Origin of the sequence: Myxococcus sp. CA005, from assembly GCF_006518205.1 — a bacterium.
GTDB classification, from domain to species: Bacteria; Myxococcota; Myxococcia; order Myxococcales; family Myxococcaceae; genus Myxococcus; species Myxococcus xanthus.
Genome location: NZ_SRLV01000081.1, coordinates 1 through 14,680 on the forward strand (window position 1 = coordinate 1; position 14,680 = coordinate 14,680).

General features: G+C 69.7%; 12 protein-coding genes. 7 read left to right on the forward strand and 5 right to left on the reverse strand.

Annotated elements, in window-relative coordinates; translation table 11 throughout:
- A partial coding sequence (locus FMQ63_RS28365) for a CHASE domain-containing protein (RefSeq protein ID WP_228556513.1) occupies positions 1 to 644 on the reverse strand: 644 nt, incomplete at its 3' end.
- A gap of 153 nt (positions 645 to 797) precedes the next feature.
- On the opposite strand from FMQ63_RS28365, the gene FMQ63_RS28370 reads away from it, so the two are divergent.
- The gene (locus FMQ63_RS28370) at positions 798 to 2,387 is read left to right on the forward strand and encodes an NAD(P)/FAD-dependent oxidoreductase (RefSeq protein WP_011556861.1); all 1,590 of its coding nucleotides are present in this window, start codon (positions 798 to 800) and stop codon (positions 2,385 to 2,387) included.
- Between the two features lie 98 nt (positions 2,388 to 2,485).
- Positions 2,486 to 3,340 carry a hypothetical protein gene (locus FMQ63_RS28375; RefSeq protein WP_043612508.1) on the forward strand — a complete coding sequence of 285 codons (855 nt, stop codon included), beginning with the start codon at positions 2,486 to 2,488 and terminating at the stop codon, positions 3,338 to 3,340.
- 46 nt (positions 3,341 to 3,386) lie between these two features.
- Here FMQ63_RS28375 and FMQ63_RS28380 read toward each other — a convergent pair whose 3' ends face one another.
- Positions 3,387 to 5,162, reverse strand: a complete 1,776-nt coding sequence (locus tag FMQ63_RS28380; RefSeq protein ID WP_011556858.1) for a methyl-accepting chemotaxis protein — start codon at positions 5,160 to 5,162, stop codon at positions 3,387 to 3,389.
- 269 nt (positions 5,163 to 5,431) lie between these two features.
- On the opposite strand from FMQ63_RS28380, the gene FMQ63_RS28385 reads away from it, so the two are divergent.
- Both FMQ63_RS28385 and FMQ63_RS28390 read left to right on the forward strand, forming a co-directional pair.
- Positions 5,432 to 5,623, forward strand: coding sequence for a CsbD family protein (locus FMQ63_RS28385; RefSeq protein ID WP_011556857.1), 192 nt, complete (start codon positions 5,432 to 5,434; stop codon positions 5,621 to 5,623).
- 234 nt (positions 5,624 to 5,857) lie between these two features.
- Positions 5,858 to 7,267, forward strand: coding sequence for a hypothetical protein (locus FMQ63_RS28390; RefSeq protein ID WP_011556856.1), 1,410 nt, complete (start codon positions 5,858 to 5,860; stop codon positions 7,265 to 7,267).
- 70 nt (positions 7,268 to 7,337) lie between these two features.
- Here the strand turns inward: FMQ63_RS28390 and FMQ63_RS37610 are convergent, their stop codons facing one another.
- Positions 7,338 to 7,496 carry a hypothetical protein gene (locus FMQ63_RS37610; protein WP_020477976.1) on the reverse strand — a complete coding sequence of 53 codons (159 nt, stop codon included), beginning with the start codon at positions 7,494 to 7,496 and terminating at the stop codon, positions 7,338 to 7,340.
- Positions 7,497 to 7,848: 352 nt separating this feature from the next.
- Between FMQ63_RS37610 and FMQ63_RS28395 the strand changes: the two genes are divergently transcribed.
- Positions 7,849 to 8,928: a universal stress protein gene (locus tag FMQ63_RS28395; RefSeq protein ID WP_011556855.1), complete on the forward strand. Its 1,080-nt coding sequence runs from the start codon at positions 7,849 to 7,851 to the stop codon at positions 8,926 to 8,928.
- A gap of 72 nt (positions 8,929 to 9,000) precedes the next feature.
- Complete coding sequence (locus tag FMQ63_RS28400; RefSeq protein WP_011556854.1) at positions 9,001 to 10,824, forward strand: ABC transporter ATP-binding protein; 1,824 nt, start codon at positions 9,001 to 9,003, stop codon at positions 10,822 to 10,824.
- 3 nt (positions 10,825 to 10,827) lie between these two features.
- Here the strand turns inward: FMQ63_RS28400 and FMQ63_RS28405 are convergent, their stop codons facing one another.
- Complete coding sequence (locus tag FMQ63_RS28405) at positions 10,828 to 11,694, reverse strand: Uma2 family endonuclease (protein ID WP_171452185.1); 867 nt, start codon at positions 11,692 to 11,694, stop codon at positions 10,828 to 10,830.
- A gap of 195 nt (positions 11,695 to 11,889) precedes the next feature.
- Between FMQ63_RS28405 and FMQ63_RS28410 the strand changes: the two genes are divergently transcribed.
- Positions 11,890 to 13,899 carry an ankyrin repeat domain-containing protein gene (locus FMQ63_RS28410; RefSeq protein ID WP_011556852.1) on the forward strand — a complete coding sequence of 670 codons (2,010 nt, stop codon included), beginning with the start codon at positions 11,890 to 11,892 and terminating at the stop codon, positions 13,897 to 13,899.
- A 63-nt stretch (positions 13,900 to 13,962) separates the two neighbouring features.
- On the opposite strand, the gene FMQ63_RS28415 is transcribed toward FMQ63_RS28410, so the two are convergent.
- Complete coding sequence (locus tag FMQ63_RS28415; RefSeq protein ID WP_011556851.1) at positions 13,963 to 14,307, reverse strand: co-chaperone YbbN; 345 nt, start codon at positions 14,305 to 14,307, stop codon at positions 13,963 to 13,965.
- Positions 14,308 to 14,680 lie beyond the last annotated feature (373 nt).

The window sequence follows — 14,680 nt, forward strand, 5'->3', positions numbered from 1 at the left end:
GTGTCCTTCGGGCGGGTGTACACGGGGATGAAGAGGACGATGCCCCAGCGGCCCGCGGCATCCTCCCAGCCTTGGATGAGCCGCACCTTGTGGGTGGCGGCCTGGCGCCTCGTGCCCAGTGCGCGCAGCATCGCTGCCCGGCGATTGGGCTCGGTGAGCATGTCGAATCCCAGGCCCTGCTGCGTGCGCGCGTTCAGGGGGTTCAGCATGATGATGGCGGTGTAGGCCGCGCGTGGGCCCGGGGGCCACACGGGATGGCCTGGCTCCTGCCCGCCGCGGACCTTCGCGTCGTACCGGGCTACGTCCTGCGGCCGAAGCCACCGCGCGAAGCCGATGCCCTCCAGCTCCGGGAAGCTGCGGTTCAGCTTCAGGCTCTCCAGGTAGGCGTCGAACTCCTCCTGGCTCACGAAGCGGCTGCCGGTGAACAGTCCATGCACCCCCTGGAGCAGCGACTGGTTCAGCTCCAGGCGCTGCTGGAGGCCCAGCACCCCGTCATGGACCGCGCCGTCGAAGCGGTGCAGGCGGCGCTCGTGGATGCTCTGCTGCACATAGGTCGCCGACACGGCGGTGAGGAGCAGCCCCACCAGGACCACGCAGTAGGCGGCGGCGTTGCGGCGCAGGTGGGAGGAGGAATGCGGTGGCACGGTGGCCAAGGAAGGCTGGAATGGCGCTCGCCCGGGGGCCAGTGCCGGACGGTGCTCTTGTAACGTCCTGGCGGGTTCGCGCGTTCGCCAGGTGAATGAGTGGGTGGGATTCCGTTCACCCAGGTACCGGAGGGCCTTGGCATCCGGTAGGGCATGGCAAGCGAGGGAGGCAGCGTGCGGCACGTCATCGTCGTGGGTGCGGGACCGGGGGGCTTGTCGGCCGCCATCAACCTGGCGGGGCAGGGCTTCCGCGTCACCGTGGTGGAGAAGGACGCGGTGCCCGGGGGGCGGATGAAGGGGCTGACGCTGGGCGCGTCGGGCGAGTACGCGGTGGACACCGGGCCCTCCATCCTCCAACTGCCGGGCGTGCTGGAGCAGATATTCCGGCGCGCGGGCCGGCGGCTGGAGGACTACGTCAAGCTGCTCCCGCTGGATGTCAACACGCGGGTGCACTTCTGGGACGGCACGCACCTGGACACCACCCGGCACCTGGACCGCATGGAGGCGGAGCTGGCGAAGTTCGGCCCGCGGCAGGCGTCCGCGCTGCGCCAATGGATGGAGGATGGGCGGGAGAAGTACGGCATCGCCTACCAGAAGTTCATCTGCACCTCCGCGGACAACCTGGGCTACTACGCGCCGTGGCGGCTGGCGCCCACGCTGCGCTTCAAGCCCTGGCAGACGCTGTACCGGCAACTGGACGGCTTCTTCCACGATGACCGGGTGACGTACGCCCTGGCGTACCCGTCCAAGTACCTGGGCCTGCACCCCACGACGTGCTCGTCGGTGTTCAGCGTGATTCCCTTCCTGGAGCTGGCCTTCGGCGTCTGGCACGTGGAGGGCGGCTTCCGTGAGCTGTCGCGCGGCATGATGCGCTGCGCGCGGGATTTGGGCGCCACCTTCCGCATGGGCACGCCGGTGGAGAAGGTGCGCGTGGACGCGGGCCGCGCGGTGGGCGTGAAGCTCGTGGGCGGCGAGGTGCTGGACGCGGACGCGGTGGTGGTGAACGCGGACCTGGCCTACGCGGCGCGGTCGCTGATTCCGGCGGAGGCGCGGGAAGGCTCGCGACTGACGGACGCGGCGCTGGAGCGCGCGAAGTATTCGTGCAGCACGTTCATGGCGTACTACGGCCTGGACACGGTGTACGCCGACCTGCCGCACCATCTCATCTACCTGTCGGAATCCGCGCGGCGCACGGACCGTGACGCGCTGGAGGACCGGCACGTTGACCTGGAGGACCCGCCCTTCTACGTGTGCAATCCGGGCGTGACGGACCCGTCCGGCGCGCCGGCGGGCCATTCGACGTTGTACGTGCTGGTGCCCACGCCGAACACGGGACGTCCGGTGGACTGGGTGAAGACGGAGCAGGCGCTGCGCGAGCGCATCCCCGCCATGCTGGAGAAGGTGGGGCTGAAGGGCGTGCGCGAGCACATCCGCGAGGAGCGCTACTTCACGGCGGAGACGTGGCGGGACGACTTCAACGTGTTCCGGGGCGCGGTGTTCAACCTGTCGCACACGTGGCTGCAGTTGGGGCCGCTGCGGCCGAAGGTGAAGAACCGGGACATCGAAGGGCTGTACTTCGTGGGCGGCGGCACGCATCCGGGAAGTGGCCTGCTGACCATCATGGAGAGCGCGAACATCGCGGCGGACTACCTGACGCGCGAGGCGGGCAAGGGACCGCTGCCGGGCTGGCCGTATGTGCCGCCGCTGGAGCCGGAGTCGCCCGTTCAAGCTCGCGCGGGGTGAGCGCCGCGCCATCCAGTGGCGCGCTCACCCGGCAGGCGGGGAAGGGGCGCCCGCATCCGCCGGGCGGGGCGGGGGCGAAGCTGGCATAGTTGCGAGGCATGCCCTTCTTCATCCCATTCGCGGTGGGTGGCCTGGTGCTGACGGCACTGGGCCTGGGTGTGAGGAAGGTGCTGACGGAGACGGGCGTCACCACGCCTGGGGATGCCCGGCTGGCCGAGGCGCGTGAGCGGCACCGCGGGGCGGTGGCCGCGCTCCGGGCGGACCGCCTCCAGGTTCGCGATGGCGTGGCCACCCATGGCGCGCTCCAGGCGCGGGTGCACGTGGAGGTGCTGGTGCCCTTCGGCGCGCTGTTGGAGCGGCTGGAGCGCTGGGGGCACGTCCAGGAAGCCGAGCTGCTCGAACCCGAGGCGCTGGAGGCGCTGCGCGCGCTCCTGCGCGAATCCCCGTCCCGCGCGACGCGGCGAAACTGGCCCCTGCTGGGCGCGGGTGCCGAGGTGCCCGCCGCGCTGGAGTCCGTGCTGGCGTGGCTGGACCGGGGCTGGCTGGACGAGGATTCGCCGCCGGTGGTGCTGGATGGGACGCCGCTGTACGCAGTCATCTCGGCCCGCGCCATCCTGGCGGGGAGCGCTCCGGAGGAGGGTGCGCGGGCGCTCGATGAGGCCTCCGCGCTGCTGGCTCGGACGACGGCGTTCCTGGGGGCGCTGCGCGTGCGGCTGACGGCGCTGGAGCAGCGGGTGGCGGGGCTGCATGGACGGGCCTCGGCGCAGCTCGCCTACCTGGACGCGGCCAGCTTCGAGGCGGGCGGCGAGGAGCCCCGGGAGCGGCTGACGCGGCTGGCGGTGCTCGTGGGCCAACTCGCCGTGCTGCTGCGCACGCCCGTGCTGAACTCGGAGGGGCGTCTGACGCCCATGCTCGCCGCGCGTGCGGAGGACGACGCGCCTTCCAACGGTTGATGCAGCGGCACCGTGGCCCGCGCTCGAGCGCGGGCGAGCCGCCGCATCAGACGTAGCGTTCAGCCAACTGCGACACCTGTCCCGTCGCGTGGCTCACGGCCGAGGCTGCCTGCTGCGTGGTGTCCAGGTGCCGCAGCGTGTCCGTCGTCAGCTCATCCAATTCGCGCACCGCGGCGAAGAGCTGGTCCACGCCCGCGTGCTGCTGCGACACGGCCTCCGTAATCTGCCGCACTGCCGCCGCGGACTCCTTGGACAGTCCCGCCAGCTCGCGCAGCCGTTCGCCGCTGTGCCGCAGCGGCTCCAGGGCCTCGGCCACGCCCGCCGCGCCCTGGTCCGACATCGCCGTGGCGTGCTGGGTGGCCGTGGCCATGCTCTCCAGCAAGCCGCGCACCTGGTTGGTGGCCCGGACGGACTGGTCCGCCAGGTCGCGCATCTGCCGCGCCACCACGCCAAAGCCCTTGCCGTGCTCGCCCGCGCGCGTGGCTTCAATCGCCGCGTTGATGGCCAGCATGTGGGACTGGTCCGCCAGCGACTTCACCACCTCCGACACGCGGCCCACCTCGCGGGCGCGTTGCTCCAGGTCGAGCATCTGCTCGTGCAGCCCGGCCGCGATGTCGCGGATGACGGTGAGCCCCTTCTCCGTGCCGGCCAGGGACTCCTCACCCAGCTTGCCCACGGCGGCGGCGCGCTCGGCCACCTGGAGGATGCTGGTGGCGCGCGAGTGCGTGACGTGGGACGCCTGCTGGATTTCCTGCGCCGTGGCGCGCGCCTGGTGCAGCGCCGCGGCCTGCCGCGACAGCGTCTGGTTCTGCTGGGAACTGGCCTGTGACAGCCGCTGGCCCGCGTCGGCCAGGTCCCCCGCGGAGGCGCGCAGCGAGCGCGGCATCTCCTGGAGCCGCTGGTACAGCTGCCACGTGGACGCCGCCAGGTCGCCCACTTCATCCGAGGAGACCCACTGTGGCGGCGTGGCTCGGCCTTCCACCAGGGCCTCCAGGGACGCACCCACCGCGCGAGCCCCCCGGGCCAGCCGGCGGGCAGCCCAGGCCGCGGTGAGGATGGAGCCCAGCGCCGCATACCCGCCGAGCACCACCACCGGTTGCACCAGCTCCGCCTCCAGCGGCCGCACCGTGGCCTGGACGCGCTCGGCCGCCGCGGTGTCGCCCTGCGCCGCCAGGTCCGCCGCCAGCGTGCCCATGCCGCGCTCCAGGCGCAGGTGCAGCGTGACGATGCTGGCCAGACAGGTGATGAGCAGCGCGGAGACCACCATCGCGGGCAGCAGCCAGAGCTGGCGCGTGGCGAAGCCCTCACCCGCGGGCTTCGTGCTGGGCGCGCGCTGATAGGCGTCCAGCACCGTGGGCATCATCACCCGTTCGAACAGCATGTACGCCAGCGGGCTGCTGAAGAGGCCCGCGCTCACCGCCACCGCCACGCCCACCATCACCACCGACGCGGGCCGGTCCAGGAGCAGCACCGCGCCGCCGTTGAAGAGGATGCCGCCCAGCGTCCACGACACCATCATCTCCACGAAGGCGATGCTGGAGGGGATGCGAATGAGCCGCTCCACCCGCGTCGTCCCCTGGGCGCTCAGGGCGCGCTTCATCAGCCACGGCATCACCACCAGCGGCTGCACCACCGCGCACAGGCCGAGCACCACCGGGGTGATGATGCCCAGGAAAATCTTGAACTCTCGCGCACCCGACAGGTCGAGCAACTGCATGTCGACGTAGACCGCGGGCGTGAAGGCCACCGTGGTGACGACAGACCGCAGCAGGTAGAGCCGGCGTAGCAGGGCGCCAGGGGTCGGTAGCGAGGAGGTGGCCATCGGGGAAGCGGTGCTCCTGGGTAGCAGTGACCCCAGCGTGCGGCCCGAAATGCTCGCCGTCAATGTCCAGTCCCGTTCCGCCTCATCCAGCGTGTATGGAAATGCGGTGCTTGTCAGAGAGTGGTTGGCATTTAATTCGTGAATTACCCGTCTCTGCTCTTCACTCCTGGTTGCCATCCAGGCGGGTGGCCCTGGGGCGCCTGCGCGGCTCTTCTGGAGTGCCCACACTCTGTCTCCAACGCGCTGTCTGTTGTGAAAGGAGACCCGTCATGGGCGAGTGGACCGACAAGGCCAAGGGCAAGGTCAAGGAAGTGGCCGGCGTCGCGAGCGGCGACCGTGAGCTGGAGGCCGAGGGCAAGCGTGACTCCGCCAAGGGCGCCATCAAGGGCAAGATTGAGGACGCCAAGCGCGCCATCAAGGACGCGGTCGACTCCGACAAGCCGCGCCGGGGCGAGCCCTAGCCGTCCTGCCCGGCGCCTGCCGGGTACATGCATGTGCATGTGAATGATTCGGGCCGTGAGGATGCCTTCCTCGCGGCCCGTTTTATCGCAGCGTGAGGACCAGGAATCCACGCTCCCTCCGTATCCGTTGCTGGACGGTCTTTGCCCGCTGTCCGGGTCCAGGGCCACCGCTGGCCCTGACGAGGGGGAGTCCTCCATGCATGTGTCGCGAAATTCGTCGTTGAGGGGAGACGTGTGTCCGCCCGGGGCACACGTGTCCGCCAGAAGCCGGCCTGCGCGCTGGCTCCAGGGGATGGTGGCCGCGCTGGCGCTCTGGGGCTGCCCATGCTGCACCGCGAGAGCATCTCCAGCCCGAAGGACTGGATGGCCGGCGCGCAGGCCTCCGCGCAGCTCTTCGAGGAGAAACCAGTGCTCGGTGGGCAGATGGTCTCCTCGCGGCACAACAACCTCATCACCGCGGGCACGCAACTGGACACCGCGCTGCGCAACCTGGGCAAGCCGCTGTTCGCTGGCCTCCACGCGCGCTACCAGGGGGGCTGGGCGTGGATGAAGGTGCTCATCGAGCAGGCGGAGTCCGACTGGCGGCACAGCCCCGCCCGTGGCCTGCACGGCATCGACCTGTGGGGCGGCCCGGACCAGGAGCCGGCGGCGCACTACCTGAAGCTGGGTGAGAAGCCCATCGTCCCCTGCGGCGGCGGCCAGTGGGGCGACTACAACGGCGACGGCGCGCCGGACTACCTGGGCGTCGACCCGGCTCGCTGGAACCACGACGTGCTGCGCCCGCTGCTCATCGCGGACAACATGAACGTGGACCACGCCACCATCGACCTGTGTGGCGAGGGGAGCTGGCAGCTCTACTCAGAGGTCTTCACGGGCCTCGGTGGGCTGTACAATCGCACGTACCATCTGGTGTCCACGGTGTACGTCCGCTACACCTACTGGGACACCGCGACGAATGCATGGAAGTCCGAGCGGGTGTTCACGCACCGCTTCACCGGAGGCGAATCGTTAGGCGTCTTTGTTCGCGAGCAGGATCGCCCCACCTACAACCCGAACAACACGCGGAATCCCCAGGAGTGGATGGCGAAGCGGTGGGGCCACGTCTCGCAGAACATCGCGTCGTTCGACTACGCCGGGGCCAATGACTTCCGCGCCGCCGTCCGCACCCGGATGGTGGATGTGCTGAAGGAACAGCAGCGCCAGTTCTACGGCAGCATCGCCACGCGCATGGGCCAGGCGGGAGACGCGTTGCAGGTCCAGGCGAAGCGGATGACGGGCACGCGGCTGTTGTGGCAGTCCTACGCGGCGCTGGCGTTGCCGCTGTCGCTGGACCACGACGAGCACCTGCGCGGTCTGCTGTACGGCGAGGACGCGGTGCTGTCGGGCCACGACACGCCGCAGGACGTGGAAGTCACCCCGGTGCTGAACGACGTGATGGACATGTACGCGCTGTTCAGCGCCACGGCCTCGCCCCCGGCCCACAACATCCTGGCGGACCTGCACCCGGCGGTGACGTCGCGTGCCGACAGGCTGAAGGCCGCCATCGACGCCTCCCTGGATGCCCAGGCGGAGGCGGGTGGCCCCGAGGCGAGCGCCTGGGTGGAGTCGACGCTGCTGCGGCTGCGGCTCAGCGTCCCGCAGTGACGCTCACGCGGTGACCTAGCGTGAGGTGTCGCGGGCCGCGGGGGACCTTCCTCCGCGGCCCGTGCCGTTGCTACCGCTTCGCCACCGGCGGGCACGCGACCTCGAGGAACGTCGTCGTCTTCCCGCTCAGCATGACCCACAGGCAGCGCAGCACGCAGCCCGTCCCGAACTCCCGGTAGATGAGCCCCAGGTTGGCGACCACCTCTCGTCCGGTGATGATCCCGCGCATTGGCACTTCCCCCTTCTTCAGCGTTCCGCCCGTCCCCGCCACCCACCCCGCCTGTCGCTGCCCGCCCGGACCCCTCTGCAAAGCATCGGCCGTGCCTCGCTCGGACCTTCTGCCGGACTTCGGACATGCCAAGCAGGCCAAGCCTCGTGAAGGGCGCCTGCTCTCCTTTCTTCTCGGTGGGTACGGCCGCTGGGTTGCTGGAGATTTTTCAGGGAGCCGCTCCTTGGCACCTCTGCACGCCGCGGAGTGTTCCCTGGGCGGAGGTGGGCTTGTTCCGGAGGCCTGCCCGGTCGCGGACTTTGCGACACGCCGAGCCCGGTGGCGCCTGGCGCGCGACGCCTGAATCTTCGAGGTGTGGATGACGCCAGGCGCCGCGCGGCCGTCCACGGAGCGGCGGAGCGACCGGTTGCCTCCGGGAGGCTGCAAGGTGCCACCTTCACCGCTACACGCATACTCACAAGGTGAGTCGGGTGGAAGGGAAGGAGGGATGGAGATGAGGCCGTCACAACTTTCGAGGACGGCAGTGCCGCTGCTCCCTCCAGGGCTCGCCCGGGGGCAGCGGGGCGTGTCGCGCCTGGTGCTGGGAACGGATTTCTCGCTGCGCTCCGAGTTCGCGCTGGCGCGCGCGCTGCGCCTTCCGCTGGCGCACGGGAGCGTCTTCTGCGTGCTGCACGTGGCCCCCGTCCTGGACGGGCAGGAGGGGCCAGGTGGGACGCTGTCGGGTGCACGCTGCCTGCGCAAGGCGGTGAGCTCCGTGTGCAGGCGGCTGCGCAACCGCGTGGACATCGACGTGCGCGAGGAGCTCGGGCGAGGGGACCCGGTGGAGGTGGCGTCGGCCGTGGCGCGGATGTCGGGCGCGGAGTTGGTGGTGCTGGGGCGTCCCCATGTGACGTACCCGGTGCGCGCGCTGGCCGAGGATTCGACGGTGCGGCGCATGGTGCGCCATCTGGGCGTCTCCGTGCTGGTGGTGGTGCCGCACCCGGTCCGGCCCTACGGCAGGCCCCTGGTGGCGGTGGACTTCTCACGCGAGTCGCGCAGGGCGCTGGAGCTGACCTTGCGCCTGTGCCCGGCGCCCGCGCTGGTGGACGTGCTGCACGTGGTGGACACGGCGGCGCAGGAGGCGGAGCTGCGCCGCGCCCATGCGCCGGCCGAGCGGTGGCTGCTGCTGCGGCAGGAGCGGGAGTATCAGGCGCGGGTGGCGCTTGGTCGCTTCCTCGCGCCCTACCGGGAGGCGGGCCGCGAGTTGGAGGTGAGGGTGCGCTGCGGCGAGCCGGCCGAAGAGGGCATCCTGGCGGAGGCGTTGGAGCGGGGCTCGGATCTGCTGGCGCTGGCCATGTCCGCCGTGGAGGCGCGCACGCCGCTGACAGAGCAGGTGCTGGCGCGCGCGGGCTGCGACGTGTTGGTGTCGCGTCACCTTTCGCCTGCATCCTGAAGCAGGAGGGCGCGCTCCGCGTTATGAACGCGGACCGTGTCTCCTCGTCCTACAACAGCCTCTGTCGCCTCGGTGTCGCTCAAGGTCCGCTTCCAGAACGCGGGCAGTCTCTTCAAGCAGTTGCCGGGGACCTTCCGGCTCTTCTGGCAGGCCAGCCCTCGCGGCGCGGTGGTGCTGGGCGCGCTGACGCTGGTGGCGGCGCTGTTGCCGGCGGCCATCGCCTGGGTGGGCAAGCTCATCGTGGACTCGGTGGTGGCGGCGGCGCAGGGCTCGGTGGAGGCCCGCTCGCGGGTGTACGGGCTGGTGGGGTTGGAGTTCGGGTTGATGCTGGGCTCGGCGGTGGTGGACCGCGGGCTGACGCTGACGCGCGAGCTGCTTCGCGCCAACCTGGGGAACCTGCTCAATGAGCGCATCCTCCAGAAGGCGCTGGCGCTGGAGCTGCGGCACTTCGAGGACTCGGCCACCTACGACAAGATGCAGAACGCGCGGCGCGAGGCGAACAGCCGGCCGCTGTCGCTGGTGACGCAGGCGTTCTCCATCGTCCGCAACACCATCACCCTGGGCACCTTCGCCGCGTTGTTGGTGGCGTTGTCGCCGTGGAGCGTGGTGGTGCTGGTGGCCGCGTCGGTGCCGGCCTTCATCGCCGAGGCGCGGCTGGCCATGGCGGGCTTCCGGCTCTACTCGTGGCGCGCGCCCGAGGGCCGCAAGCTGAACTACCTGGAGTGGATTCTCACGCGGGACAGCCACGTGAAGGAGGTGAAGCTCTTCGGGTTGGGGCCGCTGGTGCTGGGCCGCTACCGCACGCTCTTCCAGAAGTTCTTCGCGGAGGACCGGGCGCTGGCCTTCCGGCGGATGGCCTGGGGCCTGGGGCTGGGCGTCCTCTCATTGGGCGCCTTCTATGGCTGCTACCTGCTGGTGGCGGGCCGCGCGGCGAGCGGGACGATTACCGTGGGCGACATGGTGCTGTACCTGAGCGTGTTCCGTCAGGGGCAGGCGGCGTTCCAGGGCATCCTGACCAGCGTGGGCTCCATGTACGAGGACGCGCTCTTCATGAGCAACCTGTTCGCGTACCTGGACATCCCCACCGGCGGCGAGGCGACGCGGGTGCTGCCGCCGCTCTCTCCGCCGCGTGGGCACGACAGCGCCATCGAGCTGCGTGACGTGTCCTTCCGTTATCCGGGGAAGGATGCGTGGGCGCTGAAGAACGTGTCGCTGTCGCTGAAGCCGGGACAGAAGCTGGCGCTGGTGGGAGAGAACGGGGCGGGGAAGAGCACGTTGGTGAAGCTGCTCCTGCGCCTGTACGAGCCGGTGGACGGCGACATCTTCTACGGCGGCGTCAATCTGAAGGACATGGACGTGGAGGACCTGCGCAGCCGCTTCGGCGCGGTGTTCCAGGACTTCGTGCGCTACCAGTTCAACGTGGCGGAGAACATCGGCCTGGGGCACGTGCCGGCGCTGGAGGACCGCGGCCGCATTGAGAAGGCGGCCGAGGAGGGCGGGGCCAGCGGTGTGATTACGGCGCTGCCACAGCAGTACGACACGATGCTGGGCGGCTGGTTCGAGAAGGGGCAGGAGCTGTCGGCGGGCCAGTGGCAGAAGCTGGCGGTGGCGCGGGCCTTCATGCGCGACGACGCGGAGGTGCTGATTCTGGACGAGCCCACGGCCAGCATCGACGCGGAGGCGGAGCACGCGCTGTTCGAGCGCTTCCAGGCGCTGGCGGCGGACCGGATTGCGATTGTGATTTCGCACCGTTTCTCCACGGTGCGCATGGCGGACCAGATTGCAGTGCTCCACAACGGGCAGGTGGACGAGCTGGGCAGCCACGACGAGCTGATGGCGAAGGACGGCCGCTACGCGCACCTGTTCCGGCTGCAGGCGCGCGGATATCAGGACTGAGCGTCAGGCGCGCTCGCCACGCAGGCGCGCGATTTCCGCCCGAGCCTCGGCGAGCTGGCGCTCGGCGTCCTCGCGCCGCTGGGTTTCCAGTTCCAGGAGTCGGGACTCCTCGGCTCGCAGGCGAGACTCCTCGGCTCGCAGGCGGGACTCCTCCGCGAGTTGCTGTACGAGTTCCGCGCGGCTGGCCTCGACGCGCTCGACCATGTGTTCGAGGCGGGCAATCAGCTCGGGTGCCTCCGGCAGGGCCGCACCTCCCAGGTAGAAGCGCAGACGCTCGTCATCTACCTGGAGGTCCAATCCCAGGACTTCGGATGGATAGAGGCCGTGCTGCGGAAGGATGGGGCGATAGACGCGGCGCCCTTCGTCCAGCCGCCAGCCGCTCAGTCGTAGCCGGCCCCGGTCGAAGACGAAGTACTCGCGGATACCCAGCCGGGCGAAGCGCTCGACGTTGCGCTCCAAGTCCTTGCGCCGCTCACCCGCGACGTGCACTTCCAGCGCGAAGTCCAGGCCCTTGCCCTCGGCACTGACCACCCAGCGCATCCGCGCGTGGGGCTCGACGTCCACCACGGCCATGACGTCTGGGGCGAACATGGATTCGCCTGGGTAGTACACGGGCAGCTCGCTCCCCAGGTACACCTTGCGACCAATGCGGGAGAAGAAGCTGCCGAGCACCTCGCGGGCACGCGTCTTGGCCTCGAAGTGGAAATCGCCCTCCGGCGGGTTTGCCTCCGAAACGGGGAATTCGGATGGAAGGCTGTCGACGATACGTTGACGCTCCTCGGACGAGAGCGCGTCCCACGTCTCCTGGGGCGGCGCGCGCGGGTCGTTCGGATCGATGTCGTAGGGCTCGAAAGGCATGAGGTCGTGCATGAGAGTAGGCCGCGCCGCCACGAGGGCCAAGTGGCAGGCAAGGCAGCGTTGTCCTCGAATCAGGTGGTGACGGTTCGCGTGCTGACGAGGACGGTGAGCAAGCAGCGGTCATGCCACTGCTTGGCGTGTGAGAATTCTCGGATTGAGAGGGTCTTCGCGACCCGCGAGTTTCGCGTGCGCGCATGTCACTGACTCATGGCAGGTTCTCCCGCCATGTCGCGTGCTCGAGCTCCGAAGAAGGTCGATGTCGCTGCGTTGATGAAGAAGGCGGACAGTCTGCTGGACGAGATGCCGCCGCAGCTGGACCAGGCGATTCCGTTGCTGCGCGAAGTCGTGGCGGCGGAGCCCGAGCACCTGCTGGGACTCCACTCCCTGAGCTGGTGTTTGGACCCGACGCGGAGCATGGAGCCGCACCGTTGGGAGCAGGAGTTGAAGGCCGAGCACTGGCGGTTGCGCGACCGCATCCTCGAGCTGACGCGAGGGACGAAGCCCGGCGGCGCGCTGACGCTCGCCCATCGTGCACGTTCGTTGGCCCTGAGCCAGTGGGCGGAAGACTTGGTGCGGCGCAAGCCGACCGTGGCGCAGCTCGACGAAGTGGAGGCCGCGCTGAACGAAGCCAACAGCCTTCGGGAACTCGTGAACCACCAGCGTGGACGCCGCGGGCTCGAGGCCTGGCACGCATTGACGCAAGGCAAACCGGAGCAGGGCTACCGCGAGTTGCTCGCCAAGGTGGAGGAGTCTCCTGGCATGTGCGCCCAGGGCGTGATGGACGATGACGACTCGCTCAACTTCCAGGGCCTGGAGGGCGCCTACTCCGATGAGGGCTTCCTGGCCTGGCTGCGGAAGCAGAAGCCCGCGGCACGCCCCGCGGGGAAGAAGGGCAAGGACCTGGATGCCGGACTCCTGCTGGCGGCGGGGCTGGATGCGAAGCCGTTCTTCGGCCCTGGCTTCGAAGGGAACAGTCGCATGGGCCGGGTGCTGGCCCTGGTGGCGTTGGGCGCGGACCTGAAGGCGAGGGATTCCAGCAAGCACAGCGTGCTCCACCTCGCCGCGATGGTGGATGACGCGGCGCTGGTGAAGGAGTTGCTCCGCCTGGGCGTCGCCGCCGACGTCGTCGATTCGAATAAGTCCACGCCACTGCATGTCGCGGCCGAGCACGGCAGCGTGTCCTGCATCGCCGCGCTGGCGAAAGGCGGCGTGCCTGTGGATGCGCTCGATACCTCAGGGCGGACGGCGCTCTTCGAGGCGCGTCAGGCCGACGTGGCCCAGGCGCTCATCGACGCGGGCGCGAATCCCAATGCGGGCAAGGGCTGGACGCCGCTGCACCAGCACGCACGGTTCAAGGAGCGAGGCCCCGTCATCGAGGTCCTGCTCAAGGCGGGGGCGGATGTCTCGCTGAAGAATGGCAGCGGCCAGACGCCCGCGCAGGAGGCGCTGGAGCACAAGAACGCGTCCCTCGCCCAGCTCATGGGGGCCAAGGCTTCCTCGGGCAAGGCCGGCGCGTTGGACGTGCAGCCGCTGCTGGATGCACTGGCGCGTCAGCGCAAGACGCTGCTCAAGGCCTGGTACTTCGAGGACAAGAACGTGGACGGCGTCGAACAGGTCCTGAAGGGGCTCGCGCTGCAAGGTGCCACGTCCTGGGACCAGCTCGCGGCCTCGCTTCAGGGCGAGCTCCCCTGGACGGCCATGGCGGTGGTGCAGCTCGCGCGGGACGTGCTGCCGGCCGAGGAGAAGGCGCCTCGCCTGTCCAAGCTGCCGCGCTTCGTGCGCGGGGACCTCGTGGTGAAGGGCGACGTGCACGTCGATGGGCCGCTGCTCGTGACGGGAGACCTCACGGTGGAAGGCGTGCTGCGCAACGCGGGGATGGAAGGGATGCTGGTGGTGGGCGGCACGCTGCGCGCCACCGGTGTGGACACGGACGGCGAGGTTGTCGTGGGCGAGGACCTGGAAGCGCAGGTGGTGTGGGGCCACGGCAACGACGCTTCGCTCCGGGTCGGCCGCGTGCTGAAAGCGGACGTGGTCATCGCGGACGACCACGACATCCAGGCCAAGGTGAAGGCGAAGCACCACTACGAGAACGGCGAGTTCGACGCCTCGGACGCGGTGCTCAAGAAGGTCTTCGTCGCGAAGGCCTTCGCAAAGTCGGAGTTGGACCGGGACAAGCTGTTCAACGTGCTGCGCAAGGTCGGAGCCGTCCTGGTGTAGATGCGGCCCTGGTGCCCTTTGACGGCGTCACGGCGCGCGCCCGTCTCGAATCCCTGATCGGCGTCAGGCCTGGGGCAGGTGGTCCCGCACCACGCCGAGCCAGTACTCCTTGCCGTAGTACTGGCTCATCTTCCCGATGAGCTTGCCCTCACGGAACAGCAGGAACGTGGGGATGCCGAAGAGTCCGAAGCGCTTGGCCAGGTCCTCGTACTGGTACGCGTTCACCTTGACGACGCGCATCGGAGCGTCACCCAACTCCGCCAGCAGCGCGGGCTCGGCCGCCGCGTAGATTTCGCAGTTCGGGCAGCCGTCACCCCAGAAGTCCACGACCACCAGCTCGCCCTTGGGCTCCAGGACCAGTTGGTCGAAGTTCTCCGCCGTCCCCTCGTAGCTCACGGGATGTGCCATGGCCTCCTGCCTAACGGGCTCGGGTGTCGTGTTCAACTTGCTCACGGGGCTCGCGGCTCGAAGTCCTCGCTGCCTGCTGCGTCCCAGGAGCCGCCAGGCCGGTGCCCCCGGTCCGGTCTGGCGGAGGCCAGGCACGGCCGGAAATTCCCCTCGTGCGGCCGGGCGGCTCACCCCATTGGGCGCTCTGGCCGAGCCCCGGGGGGCTAGGCGAGTGGGCTGTTGCCGCGTTGGGACGCTTCACCCGGCGGAGGATGGATCAGCGGAACACCAGGGCCGCTCCGGAACGCGGGCGGCTGGAGCGGGCGCCAGGGACATCACCTTCGTACGTGAGTCCCGTTTTCCGGAGGAGGGGATGGGTTGGACAGTGGGTAAG

Coding starts and splice junctions, on each gene's coding strand:
- FMQ63_RS28375 (WP_043612508.1), top strand. CDS start 2,486: ATGCCCTTCTTCATCCCATTCGCGGTGGGTGGCCTGGTGCTGACGGCA.
- FMQ63_RS28380 (WP_011556858.1), bottom strand. CDS start 5,162: ATGGCCACCTCCTCGCTACCGACCCCTGGCGCCCTGCTACGCCGGCTC.
- FMQ63_RS28385 (WP_011556857.1), top strand. CDS start 5,432: ATGGGCGAGTGGACCGACAAGGCCAAGGGCAAGGTCAAGGAAGTGGCC.
- FMQ63_RS28410 (WP_011556852.1), top strand. CDS start 11,890: ATGGCAGGTTCTCCCGCCATGTCGCGTGCTCGAGCTCCGAAGAAGGTC.
- FMQ63_RS28370 (WP_011556861.1), top strand. CDS start 798: ATGGCAAGCGAGGGAGGCAGCGTGCGGCACGTCATCGTCGTGGGTGCG.
- FMQ63_RS28405 (WP_171452185.1), bottom strand. CDS start 11,694: ATGCACGACCTCATGCCTTTCGAGCCCTACGACATCGATCCGAACGAC.
- FMQ63_RS28415 (WP_011556851.1), bottom strand. CDS start 14,307: ATGGCACATCCCGTGAGCTACGAGGGGACGGCGGAGAACTTCGACCAA.
- FMQ63_RS37610 (WP_020477976.1), bottom strand. CDS start 7,496: ATGCGCGGGATCATCACCGGACGAGAGGTGGTCGCCAACCTGGGGCTC.